The sequence below is a fragment of the Nostoc sp. DedVER02 genome, from assembly GCF_034530675.2.
Taxonomy (GTDB): domain Bacteria; phylum Cyanobacteriota; class Cyanobacteriia; order Cyanobacteriales; family Nostocaceae; genus Nostoc.
The window spans coordinates 112874-128163 of sequence record NZ_JAVRCP020000002.1; the positions used below are offsets into that span (position 1 = coordinate 112874).

Here is a 15290-nt window from a genome sequence, read left to right on the forward strand (position 1 = left end):
AATGTTGCAGAACAGTAGTTACTGTGAATTTAATTGTTGCAAAATAATGCCGTGAAAATACCCAAAAAGTCTATTATTCCCATTTTTATTTGTAATTTATATCTGAAGACAGATAATTTAATTTTGTATATAGCGCTGTGAAAATGTAGCGTTACGAACAATAACTGCTTTTCTAATTTTTGGTTAAAAGTCAGAATTTGTGTTAGAAAGTTGGTCGTTCAGATTTTCAGGCTGTGGTTGGTTAAACTGTGCATTTGCATTCAACAAAACTAAAAAGTTCATTTCATCCTCTTAAAAATAATCAAAACTATATAGAAGTTGAGCGGAAAAGCTCTATGAAAGTAGCAGTCCAGCAGGAAGATTTACAGCTTTTAGCTAAAACTTTGCAGGAACAATTGCTTGTAGAAGTTTCATCAGCTGAAGTTTTCGAAGTTAAGTGCGCCCTCACTAAAGACGGATTAATGATTTTAACGCAACATGAATCAGATGTAAAAGTTGACACTCAGATAATTTTTGCCGTAATTGAGGAAGTACTTCAGTCTCTAACACCCCATAGAGAACAGCAAGTGCAATGTTTCCTGAGAATTTTTGGTGAACAACTCCCTTATGCCAAATGTTTTTTGGCTCTGAAGCAAACGGAGGTATTTAAGGATGAGGAAGTAGGGGAACCAGAGGAGGAATATTTTTCTCCCATTTCTTCATCGGATTTGACTTATTCTCCATCACTTGATGAGGCTGAGGAAGAGGAACCATTTGACCCCTTTGCAGATGCGCCGAATTTTCCGACTGCAAAGCGAACATTTCAAATCAAACCCATATTTCTGGGTGCAGCTTTAATGGGGATTATAGTTTTAAGTGGTGGTGCTTACTTATTGACTCGCCCTTGTGTGATGTCTGAGTGTAAAGAAATACAAAATGCCCAGCAATTAAAAACAAAATCTCCGCAATTGATGCGTCGCGCCAAGTCTGAAAAAGAATTAGTTGATATACAACAGCAACTTGTAACAGCTAGTGCAGCCCTGAATGTAATTCCTAGTTGGTCGCCCCGTTACAAAGAGTCGGAAGAACTAAAAGCAAGTTTGTCTGGACGCTCAGAAAAAATCAATCAGGTAGTTAAGGCTTTGCAGACGGCATCTTTGGCGACACAAAAAGTTCAAACTCCTGCATCTAGTCTAGAAGAATTACAAGCTAGACAACACTTATGGCGACAGGCTATAGCGCCACTAGAAACTATAAGTCCCGATAGTGAACTGTATGGGCTAGTGCAAGGTAAATTACTTAATTATCGTGTCCGTTTGCACGCCGTAAATCAGCAGATATTTACTGAGGAAAAATGGCTAAAAAAACTCACAGCAGCAAAAGCTGTAGCTAGTTCAGCCGAGAAGCAGGAAGCTACTGCTAAATCTTTGAATGACTGGCAAAAGGTTCGGTCTACTTGGTTGGTGGCGATTAATGCTTTGAATAGCATTCCTCTAACTAGCACTCGATATCAAGAAGCCCAAAAGCTGTTGATAGATTATAGACCTAAGTTAGTATTAGCACGCGATCGCGCCACTAAAGAACAATTAGCCGCTAAAACCTACCAACAAGCCCGTATCACCGCTAACCAAGCCAAAGTATATGAGCAACAAAATCAATGGCAAGCAGCAGCGACATACTGGGATCAGGCTTTGCAAACTGCTAAAAAAGTTCCCCAAGATAGCTTGTACTACACTCAGGCTCAGTCTCTCATCGAACCCTATTCAGCAGCCTTAAAACAAGCACAAGAAAAAGTACAAGTTGTTAGTAGTTTCGAGCAAACCCGCACTGACTTAGATAAAACCTGTATTAATGGAATTCGGATTTGCACTTTTAGCATAGACAATGCAGGAATTATTGTCCGGCTAACCCCTGAGTATGACCAAGTAAGGCAAAATAACTTGGCTAATCCTTATTCTGAGAACTCTGAGACTGCTATTGATGTTACCAATCACTTGCAAATCTTACGGGAAGCCTTAGCTGTAATCGCTGAAAATGCCAATTTGCCCCTTTTCCTCTACGATTCTAAAAACCAGGTAATTTATACGCGGACTTTGGGTGGGTAAGTCTAAAAGTAGAAAATAAAAAGAGAATACCTTTTATTTAGACGATTCAAAGTCTTTCAACAAGAGCCATGAGGTATTAGCTCTTGTTGAAATTTGCTCGTCAGCCTTAATAATCAAAACCTTAAAACAATGTAGTAGAACAATATAAAGTTTTGTTACACAATGCGTAATTCTCACAAATCACCCTGAAAGACTCATTGATAGTAACTTTTTTAACTTAGGGGAAAAGTCATGAATGGAAATACCAATCTTAATCTTATTAAGGCAAAACAATCTTCTCTCCAAACAGAACCTAATGATAGTGAAACCACCAATAGTACTACCCTTCTTGAGTCAGAAAATGATCTCACGCAGGAAGAGAGGACAGTACTAATTGCTGAAGGTCCAGGGATGAATCCTCCGCCTATTGGACACGATGTATCTGCTGAACCTGAAGTAACTGTCTAGTTTTGGGCATGGCTTTTGCTGAACATCAAGACAAGACTATTACTACTGACTTTCCATCTCCTCAATGTTTCATGTTCCAGTTGACTCGAAATTTTTTCGTAATTTGTTTATGAAACAGCGGTTTTATATGTTGTGGAGTGCTTGCGGTATCTCCCTGTGTTTAGTAACTGCAACAAGTACCGTTCAAGCCCAATCTATCAAGATAGATGGAACTACCCCAACCACACCAGCCACATGTTCTGGAACTTGTAATATTGAGGGTGGGCTTCAACGTGGGAACAATCTTTTTCACAGTTTTTCTCAATTTAATGTGGAGGAAGGAGCAAGAGTTATATTCATTGATCCGGGAGTCACAAACATTCTGACTCGCGTAACAGGGAATGAAGGCTCTAACATTCGTGGGACATTAGGCGTTTCAGGAGGTCAAGCCAACCTATTTTTGATCAATCCTAATGGAATTATCTTTGGAGAGAACGCCAAGCTTGAAGTTGGGGGGTCATTTGTAGGGAGTACAGCTAGTGCTATTCGATTTGGCAATCAGGGCTTTTTTAGGGCTTCTGCTTCTGAGATTCCATTATTGACAGTCAATCCTTCAGCTTTGTTCTATCAAAGTGCTAACGGACCAATCGAAAACAGATCAAGTTTAAATGGACTGAGTGTTCCTGATGGAAAGAGTTTGCTACTAGTTGGTGGGGAGGTGAACTTAAATGGAGGAAAATTAAACGCTTTTGGCGGTCGAATAGAATTGGGAGGATTAGCTGAGAGAGGAGAAATTGGGTTAGATGTTGATAATAACAATTTACGCTTAAGTTTTCCTGAAAATACTGCATTAGCAGATGTATCATTTAGTAATGGAGCTATCGCTGATGTAACTAATGGTGGCGGTAGTATTACACTTAATGCAGGGAATATAGGCATTTCAGGAAAGGAAACTAGCCTTTTGAGCGGGATAGGGCGAGGGATAATTGGCGGTCAAGCTGGAGATATTACGCTCAATGCCACGGGATCAGTAACAGTTACAAACGGAAGTATAATTTTCAATAGAGTGCGAACTGGAGCGCAGGGCAATAGTGGCAACATCAATATTAAGGCTGGATCTCTCTCATTAAGTAATGGTGGTCAAGTGCTAGCCGCTACTTTAGGTACAGGAAATGCTGGAAACTTAAACATTGATGTCCGTGATGGAACTGTTGCAGTGATTGGCAACAATTCTAGTCTATACAGTAGTGTAGAACCGAAAGGAATAGGTAATGCTGGCAACATCAAAATCACGGCGAAGGAACTTTCTTTAAAGGATGGGGGTTTTGTGAATGCTGGAACCTATGGACATGGAAATGCCGGAAACATATTCATACAGGTTTCGGATCTTGTCTCTCTTGAATCTAAATCTGTAATAAACACCGGCATTTTTAGCAATGTGGCAGTAGGAGCAGTAGGTAATGCTGGTGAAATTAATATTAAAACTTCCTCACTCTCGTTAAGTGGCGGTGTTCAAATAGGTGCTTCCGTTTACGGTAAAACCCAAGAAAATCCCGGAGTTATAGGTAGTCGGGGAAATATTCTAGTCAATGCTGATTCTGTAACTATCTCAGGAGCAAGTTTGGATACAGGTTATTCTAGTGGTTTATTTACACTTACTGACGAAGGTGCAGTGGGAGCAGCAGGAAATATTACAGTCAATACCAGAGATTTTCGGTTAACAGATGGTGCTACTGTAAATGCCCAAACTCGCAATTCTGGAGCCGGGGGTAATATTACTATTAACACGACTACCTTTGAAGCTATTAATGGCGGACAAGTTTTCACCACCGCCAGCAATTCTGGAAATGCAGGCAATATTAGTGTCAATGCTGACAGCATTACACTTTCTGGAAAAGACCCCACCTTCAATGAGCGAAGCAAGCAATTTCCAAATAGAGTTCAAAATGAAGGAGATGCTAGTGGGCTGTTTGCTAGCACCAGACCCGACTCTACAGGTTCAGGAGGGGACATTGCGATCGCAACTCAAAAATTGACTATCCAAGATGAAGCTCAAATAAGCGTCAGTAGCAAAGGAAAAGGAGATGCAGGCAATATTGATATAAATGCACATAACATCAGTTTATACAACCAAGGAAAACTCACTTCTGAAACCGCATCAGGTCAAGGTGGAGATATTACTCTACAAGTACGAGACTTATTACTCATGCGTCGCAAGAGCCAAATATCCACTGATGCCGCGAATGATGGAGATGGCGGAAAGATCACCATCAATGCACCTAATGGCTTCATTGTCGCCCCTCTCTTCGGAAATAGCGATATTACCGCCAATGCCAACTTTGGCTCTGGTGGGACAATTAAAATTACTACTAAAAATATCTTTGGATTTGTGCGGCGCAAGGGTGCAGATATAGCGAAGCTCGATCCAACAGGCGAAAACAAACCGAGTAATTTGCTAACAAATGACATTACGGCGTTTTCTCAACAGAACCCTTCATTAGATGGCAATGTCCAAATCAACTCGCCAGATGCCGATCCCAGTAAAGGATTAGCGGAATTGCCCGTAAATCTGGTTGATACTTCCCAGCAAATTGTTGCTGATTGTAATTCTAGTGGAAAAACAGGAAGGAGTTCGTTTATTGCTACAGGGCGTGGAGGACTTGTAGACGATCCTACGCAGCCATTGATAGCTGATGATGCGGTGCTGGTAGATTGGATTGCGCTCTCTTCAGAAAGTAAGAATCGTGCTGAAGGTACTCAGAAAAGAGCGGTTGTTCACAAGCAGCGAAACACAGAAGAAAAATTACAGAAGGTTAATTCTGTCAACGAACCTACTCAAATTGTGGAAGCCCAAGGTTGGGTAATCGATGCCGATGGTAACGTGGTTTTGGTTGCTCAAGTACCCACTGCAACGCCCCATAACTTATCACTCACCTCTAAATCTTGCCCTGCTAATTAGAATTTAAGATATGGCGGTTTTTACGGCATTTACGGGGAAGGCTTCTGAAGAAGCGATCGCTATTGATTGCTCTTAATCTACATCCAAGATGATAAAATCTTCTCGGATGTAGATTAATTTTCTTAACTTATTAACTGCGCGGCGGAATTAAAAAACTGACGACACAACCCCCTTGTCAGCAAAATTGTTGTCAGTAGGTTAGCGAAAGCAACCATGAAAATAATCAAGATTTCGTAAGATACAGCATCCAAGGGTTTCACACCAGCTAATAATTGTCCGGTGGTAATGCCTGGTATTGCCACCATCCCGATAAGAATCATTTGATTGAGAGTCGGAATTAAGCCGGCTCTGATGGCATCTTTGCGATACAGGCTAACTGCTTGCTGGGGCGTTGCACCTAAACTCAAGTGGGTTTCTATTTCCAGATGGCTAGAATTAATTGTACTGACAAGACGTTCGCCTGCGATCGCAGCTGCATTGGTAGCATTACCCAAGACTATCCCTACTAAGGGAATTATATATTGTGGTTCATACCATCTTTCTGGTTGAATAATCAAGAAGTTGGTGTAAAACACTGTCAGGGCGGTACTAATTAAAATTGCACCCCACACCAAAGGCAATACATAAGGAATTTTTGGAGTAATGCGATTTCGTGCGACAATCGCCGTAATTGTCAGCATTATTGCTAATAGCGCCAAAACTGCCCAAGCATTGTCTAAAGCCAAGATGAAATCTAAAATGTATCCCAATACAAGAAGTTGTAAGATGGTTCTCCCAGTCGCAAGGGCTAGGTTCAACTCTAATCCTAATTTTTCCCAGGCAGATAAACCAATGGCGATCGCCATCAATCCCACAGCAATAGCTAAATCCACGAAATCCAGCTTGATCATATCTTGTATGGGTTCTCCATCTCCTAGTACTTTCTTCTCAAAGCAGCCTACACACCTGGAACTTTGATCCGATGTGTTGGATCTTGGTTGATATATATCACTTTCATCAATTGAAAATTCAAAAATGCTACAACCTTAACATGACAAACTCCTAGTATGTCTAGTATCTGTAAATTAAATGTGCGGTAGTCTACCGCCCCACAATTTAAGTAAAAACCCTAATAGATGCGTATCTTGGGCGATAGTCTTTTAGTAGCTCCTTTTTGATTAACAATTCAATCAGCAAAAATTGACTCTCGAAGTGCATCCTTTGTATCTTCCGATAAAATTAGAACTCATGATCCAAAGTGTAAATCCCATCCCTGCTTTTGATATCAAGCAGCAATACACCACCATCGAAGCAGAAGTAAGTGCAGCCGTCTTAGAAGTTCTGGCTTCTGGGCGCTATATCGGCGGCCCCTTAGTGGAAGGCTTTGAGCAACAATTTGCTGCTTATAATACTGTTACTCAATGTGTAGCTTGTAATTCTGGTACTGATGCGCTCTACTTAGCGTTACGAGTCTTAGAAATTGGTGCAGGCGATGAAGTGATTACAACGCCTTTCACTTTTATTGCGACATCTGAAGTAATTAGCGCCGTGGGTGCAAAGCCTGTTTTCGTTGACATTGACGCTACTACGTTTAATTTGGATGTGGAGCAAGTAGCGGCGGCGATTACACCCAAAACTAAAGCCATTATCCCGGTTCACCTATTTGGACAACCTGTGGATATGACATCATTAATGGCGATCGCTCAGTCTCACAATTTGTCAATCATTGAAGATTGCGCTCAGTCTACAGGTGCAAAGTGGGCCGATCAAATAGTAGGAAGTATTGGACATATTGGTTGTTTTAGTTTCTACCCTACCAAAAATCTTGGCGGTTGTGGCGATGGCGGGGCAATCACGACTAACGATCCTGCGATCGCTACTAAGCTGCGAATACTACGGGATCATGGTAGTAAAGTTCGATATTTACACGAGGAAATCGGTGTAAATAGCCGCTTAGATGCTCTCCAAGCAGCCATCTTGCAGATTAAGCTGCGTTATTTAGATACTTGGAACGATCGCCGCCGAGATATCGCCAACTATTACTATCAATTCCTGAGCCAAATTCCGGGAATCGTCCCACCTCAAGAATTACCTGGGGGTATTGGGGTATGGAATCAATACACTATTCGCATCTCAGGCGAAGGGCGAAATGGTTCTACCGCCAAATATCGAGATTGGGTGCGTAATCAATTGCAAGAGCAGGGTGTAAGTTCAATGATTTACTACCCATACCCTTTACATTTGCAGCCAGTTTATCAAAATCTGGGTTATCAAATTGGGGATTTACCAATAGCAGAACAAGCTTGCCATGAAGTGATATCTTTGCCCATGTTCCCAGAATTGACACAAAACCAGCAAGATCAGGTGATTTATGCGTTGAAAGAAGTTATGAGTTAGAGGTTAGAGGTTAGGAGTTAGAAGTTAGAAGTTTTGAATAAATAAGTTTCTTCAACTCATTACTCATTACTCCTAACTCCTAACTCCTAACTCATTTCATGACTGCATTTGCAGTCGCCAAAGCTTCGACCAAGCCACGTACAGCCGCAATCATGGCTATTTCGCTATTGAGTTGGTTGATGGCAGAACCAACACCAACACCGGCTGCACCAGCTGCGATCGCCAATGGTGCTGTAACGTTAGAAATGCCGGAAGCACACAATACTGGCACTGATACCACACGCGATATTTCAAAAGCTGCTGCCAAGGTGGGAGCAGCTTTTTCAATTAATCCTAGAGTTCCAGGGTGGACTGGGCTGCTGCTAGTACCGCCTTCGGTTTGGATAATATCTGCTCCAGCTTTCACCAATTCTTCGGCTAACTGTACCTGTTGATCTAGTTCCAAAATGTGAGGAACGGTGACAGATAAGGTGATTTCCGGCAAGAGAGCGCGGGTTTGCTTGGTCAGCGCTAGCACTTCTGGAGCCTCAAAGCGGCGACCTTGAGCATAGAAGGAATCGAAATTCCCGATTTCAATTAAATCAGCACCAGCTTCTACAGCTTGTACAAATTTCTCTGGTTCTACGGCTGATACACAAATTGGCAATTTTGTCAAACTTTTAGCTAATTTTACTAAAGCGCGATCGGCGGCAATATCGACAAAAGTAGCACCGCCAAATTCAGCAGCTTTGACAGTAGCAGCAACGCTAGCAGCGTCAAAATTATTCAAGCCGCTAATTACTTTCAGAACGCGGCGGTTAGTAAATGCACGTTGGAGTGTAGGATGCATCGTCATGGTTAGGCTTTTGAAGCTATGAGAATTATAAATTAGGTATATTCTACCGTCACTCAGTTGATGAGGAACTAAATAACTATGGCAGTTACCATTTTTCTGCAAGCTGGACTCAGAGCGATCGCATAAACTTAGGGTGAACTCGATTAAAAATTTACCAGTCTTCTAGTCAAACTCTAGAGGCCACAAATCTGCAATTGGTACTTCCCATCCTGGGAGCAAATCGGGAACCTAATTATCACACGCCCTGTATCTATATTATGGAGACAACAGACCTCTCCAGGTGCGATCGCCCCATGATTTCCCCAGCACAGCACGGCGGAAATAACCCAACCATCTAAAATCAGGGAAAAGCCTACAAACAGTAAACTTTTTATGCTTTACCTTGACTTTTTTAGTAAGTTTCTATAAAGTAATCATAAATTTTCCTGAACCATGAAAAATTAATAAACTAAAATCAAAAGTAAGCGTTTCTGACTACTCTCAATTATTTGATAAAGTTATAAATTTTTCATTGATTGATAAACATCTGAGGGGGTCAAACAACGGCTGAAACCCTTATTCTTTCGTTGACCCCCTCAGATAGCTTACTGAGTAAGCATTTGAGGTGCGTCAGGATTGAGCTTATTGAGAAGATTTATCAATTATTCCTATGAAAAAATGACCCCCTCAGATTGACCCCTCTCAAGCTCAATCGTCATAAGGCTTCTGAAAGAGTAGGGTTTAAATTCCTTTACCCCTCACGGGGATGGAAACTTCAATTTGTGCTTCATCACCCAAAGTTAAAGTAGCTTGTTTAAATTCCTTTACCCCTCACGGGGATGGAAACCAGAACTTATCAAAAGTGCGTAACCCCTTTGAGACAAGAGTTTAAATTCCTTTACCCCTCACGGGGATGGAAACAAAATCGTCTGATTTTTCTGTTAAAATACTATTTCGTTTAAATTCCTTTACCCCTCACGGGGATGGAAACTTTTCATGAAGCACATCAAAATTGTACGCAAGATCAGGTTTAAATTTCTTTACCCCTCACGGGGATGGAAACTCGATTGACCTTGATACCCCCTGACGTTTTGATTTGGTTTAAATTCCTTTACCCCTTACGGGGATGAAAAAGTTGAAAATAGGTTGCGATCGCATTTGCCAATAGCGATCAACTCAAATGCAGCAAACGGACGTACGATCAATTTTAGATTTTAGACTTTTTTTTCAAAATCTAAAATTGATTGACTTCTTCATTTACCGTAGTAAACCCTAGCATTCCGGTAGCCTATATTTCGCAGATACTTATTCCATTCCTCAGCTTGGAATCGATTAGCGAAAGGCCCTACTGCTACATGTGGCCCTCGTGGTTGCGTCCTTTCGAGAACTCCGCCAGATCGTCCTAAATCCTGACTAAATCGGGCTAGATTCTGCCTAACTTGTGAACCGATGGCAGATAATTGCCCTTGAGTGGTGGGAATAGCGACATAATATCTAGAGACTTGCTTGGGAGGATTTATGTTATTGCGATCGCCTACAAAGCCTCTATTTCCTGCCTCTATTTCCTGTCCGTTAGCAAAGCTGAGAATCCGGGCGTTATATATGCCCCGTGACTGTAACTCATTTACCCGTTGTTGGGCGTTAGATACTCTGTTAAAAACACCTGACTGGATTACATTCCTTCCCTGATACTGGCGAATGTAAGCACTGGGTTCAATCTGACGGATTGCTTGTAGTGTCTGGAAATCACTAGCATCTACGTAAACTAAGTACCGCTCAAAGTTCTGGTTATATTGACTAAACTGTGAAGGTTGAGAGGGCTGAAAATTCTGCTCAAACTGATTGTTTTGTAATGGTTGGGAGGGCTGAAAATCCTGCTCAAACTGATTATTTTGTAATGGTTGAGAAGGCTGAAAATCCTGCTCAAACTGACTTTCCTGTACTGGTTGTAATTGCGGTGATGGCTGTTGACCAAAGGGAATTATTGGCGGTGACGGTAAAATTTCACCTGTTTGAGCCAATAGGGGGTTGTTGGGGATTTGTATTTGTGCTGGGCTAGAGTCGGGAATCAGTGCTAACCATCCTCCTACTAGCAGGGGGAGAAATCTGATAGTGGGCTTCCAACCTTTAGAACTTCGGCGCAGCATCTCAAATGGGGTAAATTTACTTGATATTCCTCTCAACATAGTACTTAGAAAGTAGTCAAAGTATTTTTAGGTAATTTCCATCAGTAACTAATTAGTTTACCGTTGTAGCAACTATATATCGTTAACGTAAAATTAGCTCATCTGCGGGGCAAAAAGTTCATCTGTTCAGAGAGAACAGTAAACAGGGGAAACCCACGGCTTAAAAACCGAAGTGCTTTGGTAGCAAGGCTTTCAAGAGTGTGTGCTACAATTGGACAACCACGCAGCTATCGTGTCGTGTTTTGTATGAAAAAAGTCGTCGTTGGTCTTTCTGGTGGCGTTGACAGTTCCACCGCCGCAGCTATCCTGCACCATCAGGGCTATGAAGTGATTGGTTTGACTCTTTGGCTAATGAAAGGCAAAGGTCAATGTTGCTCTGAAGGTATGATCGACGCGGCTGATCTGTGTGAACAATTGGGCGTTCCCCATCAAATTGTAGATATTCGGGATGTCTTTCAAACCCATATTATCGATTATCTAGTAACTGGATACAGTGCTGGAATCACACCTTTGCCTTGCTCACAGTGCAATAAAACTGTGAAGTTTGGGCCAATGGTGCAGTATGCTCGTGAAGAATTGGGATGCGATCGCATTGCCACTGGTCATTATGCCCGAATTAGCTATGACGAAGCAACTGGACGTTACCAATTATTAAGGGCTGTTGACCGCAACAAAGACCAGTCATACTTTCTCTATGATTTGTCTCAAGATTTACTTGCAGCAACTATATTTCCTTTGGGCGAACTAGAAAAAACTGATACGCGCCGGATTGCGGCTGAATACGGACTGAAAACTGCTGACAAACCAGAAAGTCAAGACTTATGCTTAGTGGAAAGCAACGGTTCCATGCGGGCATTTTTGGATAAATATTTAGCTCCCAAAACAGGCGATATTGTAGATACCACAGGCAAAGTATTGGGACAGCATGATGGTGTCCATCACTACACTATTGGTCAGCGCAAAGGCTTGGGGATTGCTGCTGCCGAACCGTTGTATGTGATTGAATTAGATGCGGCAAATAATAAAGTAGTAGTAGGCGATCGCACTAAGGTAACTCAACCAGAATGCACTGTCGGACGGGTAAACTGGGTTTCTATTGCTGAACCATCTACCCCCATTCATGCCGAAGTGCAAATTCGCTATCGTTCAACCGCTACACCAGTGACGGTGATTCCGTTAGAAAACTCCCGTGTGCGTTTAGTGTTTGATGAACCCCAATTCAGCATCACCCCCGGACAAGCAGCGGTATGGTACGACGGGGAAAAAGTGTTAGGTGGCGGAATTATTGAACAATTTAGTTAATTAATCGCTGATATAGAGACGTTGCAATGCAATGTCTCTTTAATTATGTCGAAGAATCATCTTTGGTATTGGGATTTTGCAAGATATCCAAAATGCGATGATTTTCTGTTTATAATCCGCGAACTTCTGCCTGCATTTGCAAACCTTTTTCTTTATATAAGATCACATAGCGTCAGGTATAAATATTATATTGATGCTTTTCACTAGTATTACTTTTGTAATTGTTACTAAAGCATATCATGGCAATTTTTGCCATTTATTGACATATCAGTATTAAATTGCAGCTAGCAACGAATTTTAGCAAGCGATCGCACGCAGCCAGTAATTGTACAATCAACTCTTAAGCATGAGTACCTATACTTCTAAGGGGTCGATAGTTTGGATATTTTTTACTGAATTCTATTTGAAGCATCAGGATCTCGTTTTTAATTTGTTTTGATTGGTTATCGTATAACCAAGGTAGCCAATACAGCGTTTTATATACAGACAATGGAGCAATGTCTATATGAGCTTTGATAATCTCAAGTACTCGTCTCTGACCTAAACCGGGTAAAACTGCTTTAATCCACCACTCTACTGAACTTGCATCACCGTAAACAAGTCCTTTTTCGAGAATCACTTCTAAAAAAATGGGCTTGAGTTGCGATCGCTTGGCTAATTCGCATCCTTTCCAAGCATTTGCACTTAGCACGCGCCAAACAAAGCTAAATTTCTGCTCGTCATCAAGTTGACGAAGCCACTTCAGTAACTCATTTTCCTGTTTTGAGTCCATTCGTTCATCAGCGTACTCTATTGGGTCAAACATACTTGATGCAATATTAGAAATTAATCAAGAAATACTTTTGTTAATTGCCTCTTCAAACTCCTCCAAAGCCTGTACTATTCCTATTTGCCAAGCTCGTTGAACTGTAGCGGCAATAATTTGAGTTAAAGGGATATTTGGAAAGTTAGGACTGCGATCAGATTCGATGTAATTTCCATCCCTGAGTAAATAAATCCTCAGCTTTTTACTATCGTAAATCCATAGTTCTGGAACTGCGATCGCTTATCCTAAGACTGACATAGTAAAATACTCGTAATTATTATTCCAAGTCATTCTCTCCTAAATTTTCATCCAAGATTGTTTCAATATCTCGTCCACCATAAATGACTCTAAGAATCTCTACACCGGAATCCGAAGGAAGATAAAAAACAAGATAATTTTTAAATCCTTTTATTGCTTGCTGTCGAACACTAGCTAAATTAGGATGAGAGAATTGACAAAATTTTCCCATTCCTGGCATTTTACCCAATTGTTTGAAAGTTGTTTCTGCTGCTGCAAGAAACCTATCTGAAGCTTCCAAGTTATCTTCTGCAATATAAGTCGCTAATTCTATCAAGTCGCGGATGACTTGCGGCCGTTTGCTTACGTCGCTCATTAATCTTAGTTTGACTTTTTATGCTTGGCGATTCTTTCGCGCACAGCTTGGCGAATATCTTCCCAATCATTAGGAGTCATCTCGGTTGCATTTCCAGAATTTAAACCTTCTAAAAGCATCGTTTCCAAACTTTCAGCCGCTTGACGCTTTTGATCTTGGCGCACTAACTCACGAAAATATTCGCTGACGCTGCTGTAACCACCAGTCGCCACTTTCTCTTCTATATAAGTCCGCATCGCGTCAGGGAGAGATATATTTATACTTTTCACTGGCACTACTTCCCTAATTTTTCCTTCATAATATTATTTTATGGCAATTTATGCCATTTATTGCCATCATAAGCTCAATGACCAAAAGCGATACCTGCGGCGAACTAAATCTACGTACTGGACTGACACAGCTAAAATAGTGCAATAGATATGCCAAGGTGAGGACTCGAAAGTGGGAAGAGGTCGCCGAGATAAAGTCCATTTGACGGTAGAACAGAGAGAAAAACTGGAACAAATCAGCCGAAATGGCTATTCACCCGCCAAAAAAATCCTACACGCCAGAATTCTGCTTATGTGCGATGAAGGAGAACAAGGAACAAGAAAATGGACGGACGAAGAAATAGCACAAGCTTTACAGGTACATAGGAACACAGTTGGAAGAATTCGCCAAAGATTTCTGCTCAAAGGGGAAAAACCTGCCCTGGAGCGATCGCAAAGAAAGACTCCTCCCACCGCGCCAAAAGTAGATGGAGCAACCGAAGCACATATCATTGCCCTTTGTTGTTCTGACCCACCATCTGGGAGAGCAGACTGGACAATTAGACTGTTAACTTCAGAACTCAAAAAACGGACAATTGTCACAGAAATCTCTCGTGAAAGCGTACGACGCACTTTAAAAAAAACCAATTACGCCCTTGGAAAACGCAAAGATTCTGTATTCCAGAACGGGATTTAGCGAGATTTGTGTCCCAAATGGAAGTTGTTTTAGACCTTTATAGCCAGGTACATAGTGAAGATGAACCCTTAATTAATATGGATGAAGCCTCTGTCCAGCTCACTGGGCATGTCTACGAACCCCTAGAAATGGAACCCAATCAAGACAAAAAGGAGGATTATCACTATACCCGTGAAGGAGTGCAAGCTTTGTTTATGTTTTTTGACTCCTTACGGGGATGGCGCAGAGTTAGCAACCGAGACCATCGCACTCGTGTTGATTGGGCAGAAGAAGTCCGTCAACTTTTGGATGTAGATTATCCTCAAGCGCGAAAAGTAAAATTAGTCTGTGATAATCTCAACACTCACAACATCGCCTCACTTTATGAAGCATTTCCCGCCCCAGAAGCCCATCGATTAGCCAGACGGCTAGAAATTTATCATACTCCCCGAAATGGCAGTTGGTTAAACGTAGCTGAAATTGAACTGAGTATTTTATCAAAGCAATGTTTAGCCAGAAGGATTCCTACCTCTGAACAACTCAAACTTGAACTCTTAAACTGGCAACAGGAACGCAATCATAGTGCTTCTAAAGTTATATGGCGATTTTCTACTGAGGATGCCAGGGTAAAACTGCAACATCTTTATCCAGTTTTTGAGGAGGAGGAATCTGTTAGTTCTAATGCAACATTTTAGCTGTGTCAGTCCAGTAGAGTGTGTTAGAACGGAGTTCGTAACGCACTATTATCAAGGGTTTGATGCCGTACTCTCCGCGCTCACATCCTCCGGATATTTTCTCCAA

The 15290-nt window shown here is 41.5% G+C and carries 13 protein-coding genes and 1 CRISPR repeat array; of the genes, 7 read left to right on the forward strand and 6 right to left on the reverse strand.

Annotation, left to right across the window (positions count from 1 at the left end; translation table 11 throughout):
* Positions 1-335: 335 nt before the first annotated feature.
* The 3 genes from RMZ41_RS04470 to RMZ41_RS04480 all read left to right on the forward strand — a co-directional run bounded on the left by RMZ41_RS04470 (position 336) and on the right by RMZ41_RS04480 (position 5469).
* Complete coding sequence (locus RMZ41_RS04470; RefSeq protein WP_322640731.1) at positions 336-2084, forward strand: hypothetical protein; 1749 nt, start codon at positions 336-338, stop codon at positions 2082-2084.
* A 231-nt stretch (positions 2085-2315) separates the two neighbouring features.
* Entirely contained in the window at positions 2316-2531 is a 216-nt protein-coding gene (locus tag RMZ41_RS04475) for a hypothetical protein (RefSeq protein ID WP_322640730.1), read from the forward strand.
* Between the two features lie 109 nt (positions 2532-2640).
* Positions 2641-5469, forward strand: a complete 2829-nt coding sequence (locus RMZ41_RS04480) for a filamentous hemagglutinin N-terminal domain-containing protein (protein WP_322640729.1) — start codon at positions 2641-2643, stop codon at positions 5467-5469.
* 122 nt (positions 5470-5591) lie between these two features.
* Here RMZ41_RS04480 and RMZ41_RS04485 read toward each other — a convergent pair whose 3' ends face one another.
* Complete coding sequence (locus tag RMZ41_RS04485; protein ID WP_322640767.1) at positions 5592-6368, reverse strand: ABC transporter permease; 777 nt, start codon at positions 6366-6368, stop codon at positions 5592-5594.
* Between the two features lie 328 nt (positions 6369-6696).
* On the opposite strand from RMZ41_RS04485, the gene RMZ41_RS04490 reads away from it, so the two are divergent.
* A complete protein-coding gene (locus tag RMZ41_RS04490) occupies positions 6697-7845 on the forward strand; it encodes a DegT/DnrJ/EryC1/StrS family aminotransferase (RefSeq protein WP_322640728.1) in 1149 nt (382 codons plus the stop codon).
* Positions 7846-7936: 91 nt separating this feature from the next.
* Here the strand turns inward: RMZ41_RS04490 and RMZ41_RS04495 are convergent, their stop codons facing one another.
* On the reverse strand, positions 7937-8680 hold the full coding sequence (locus RMZ41_RS04495) for a DUF561 domain-containing protein (protein WP_322640727.1): 744 nt from the start codon (positions 8678-8680) through the stop codon (positions 7937-7939).
* 194 nt (positions 8681-8874) lie between these two features.
* On the opposite strand from RMZ41_RS04495, the gene RMZ41_RS04500 reads away from it, so the two are divergent.
* Positions 8875-9018, forward strand: a complete 144-nt coding sequence (locus RMZ41_RS04500) for a hypothetical protein (protein ID WP_322640726.1) — start codon at positions 8875-8877, stop codon at positions 9016-9018.
* A gap of 380 nt (positions 9019-9398) precedes the next feature.
* A CRISPR array of direct repeats spans positions 9399-9793; the repeat unit is 35 nt; unit sequence GTTTAAATTCCTTTACCCCTCACGGGGATGGAAAC.
* A 119-nt stretch (positions 9794-9912) separates the two neighbouring features.
* On the opposite strand, the gene RMZ41_RS04505 is transcribed toward RMZ41_RS04500, so the two are convergent.
* Positions 9913-10806 carry a hypothetical protein gene (locus RMZ41_RS04505; protein ID WP_322734503.1) on the reverse strand — a complete coding sequence of 298 codons (894 nt, stop codon included), beginning with the start codon at positions 10804-10806 and terminating at the stop codon, positions 9913-9915.
* Between the two features lie 285 nt (positions 10807-11091).
* Between RMZ41_RS04505 and mnmA the strand changes: the two genes are divergently transcribed.
* Positions 11092-12147 carry a tRNA 2-thiouridine(34) synthase MnmA gene (gene mnmA, locus RMZ41_RS04510; RefSeq protein WP_322640724.1) on the forward strand — a complete coding sequence of 352 codons (1056 nt, stop codon included), beginning with the start codon at positions 11092-11094 and terminating at the stop codon, positions 12145-12147.
* Between the two features lie 340 nt (positions 12148-12487).
* Here mnmA and RMZ41_RS04515 read toward each other — a convergent pair whose 3' ends face one another.
* From RMZ41_RS04515 to RMZ41_RS04525, 3 genes are all read right to left on the reverse strand, one after another.
* Positions 12488-12952 (reverse strand): hypothetical protein, encoded by a 465-nt coding sequence (locus RMZ41_RS04515; RefSeq protein ID WP_322640723.1) that lies wholly within the window; start codon positions 12950-12952, stop codon positions 12488-12490.
* A gap of 277 nt (positions 12953-13229) precedes the next feature.
* A complete protein-coding gene (locus tag RMZ41_RS04520) occupies positions 13230-13565 on the reverse strand; it encodes a type II toxin-antitoxin system RelE/ParE family toxin (protein WP_322640722.1) in 336 nt (111 codons plus the stop codon).
* A gap of 5 nt (positions 13566-13570) precedes the next feature.
* A complete protein-coding gene (locus RMZ41_RS04525) occupies positions 13571-13834 on the reverse strand; it encodes a type II toxin-antitoxin system ParD family antitoxin (RefSeq protein WP_322640721.1) in 264 nt (87 codons plus the stop codon).
* A 172-nt stretch (positions 13835-14006) separates the two neighbouring features.
* Between RMZ41_RS04525 and RMZ41_RS04530 the strand changes: the two genes are divergently transcribed.
* A protein-coding gene (locus tag RMZ41_RS04530) for an IS630 family transposase (protein ID WP_409874718.1) occupies positions 14007-15184 on the forward strand; the annotation gives its coding sequence in 2 pieces (ribosomal slippage) (positions 14007-14448 and positions 14448-15184; 1179 coding nt in all).
* Positions 15185-15290 lie beyond the last annotated feature (106 nt).

What these genes read in the sequence shown, in the direction of transcription:
- RMZ41_RS04505 (WP_322734503.1), bottom strand. Translation starts at nt 10,806, where the DNA reads ATGCTGCGCCGAAGTTCTAAAGGTTGGAAGCCCACTATCAGATTTCTC.
- RMZ41_RS04495 (WP_322640727.1), bottom strand. Translation starts at nt 8,680, where the DNA reads ATGACGATGCATCCTACACTCCAACGTGCATTTACTAACCGCCGCGTT.
- RMZ41_RS04490 (WP_322640728.1), top strand. Translation starts at nt 6,697, where the DNA reads ATGATCCAAAGTGTAAATCCCATCCCTGCTTTTGATATCAAGCAGCAA.
- RMZ41_RS04480 (WP_322640729.1), top strand. Translation starts at nt 2,641, where the DNA reads ATGAAACAGCGGTTTTATATGTTGTGGAGTGCTTGCGGTATCTCCCTG.
- RMZ41_RS04515 (WP_322640723.1), bottom strand. Translation starts at nt 12,952, where the DNA reads ATGTTTGACCCAATAGAGTACGCTGATGAACGAATGGACTCAAAACAG.
- RMZ41_RS04520 (WP_322640722.1), bottom strand. Translation starts at nt 13,565, where the DNA reads ATGAGCGACGTAAGCAAACGGCCGCAAGTCATCCGCGACTTGATAGAA.
- mnmA (WP_322640724.1), top strand. Translation starts at nt 11,092, where the DNA reads ATGAAAAAAGTCGTCGTTGGTCTTTCTGGTGGCGTTGACAGTTCCACC.
- RMZ41_RS04470 (WP_322640731.1), top strand. Translation starts at nt 336, where the DNA reads ATGAAAGTAGCAGTCCAGCAGGAAGATTTACAGCTTTTAGCTAAAACT.
- RMZ41_RS04475 (WP_322640730.1), top strand. Translation starts at nt 2,316, where the DNA reads ATGAATGGAAATACCAATCTTAATCTTATTAAGGCAAAACAATCTTCT.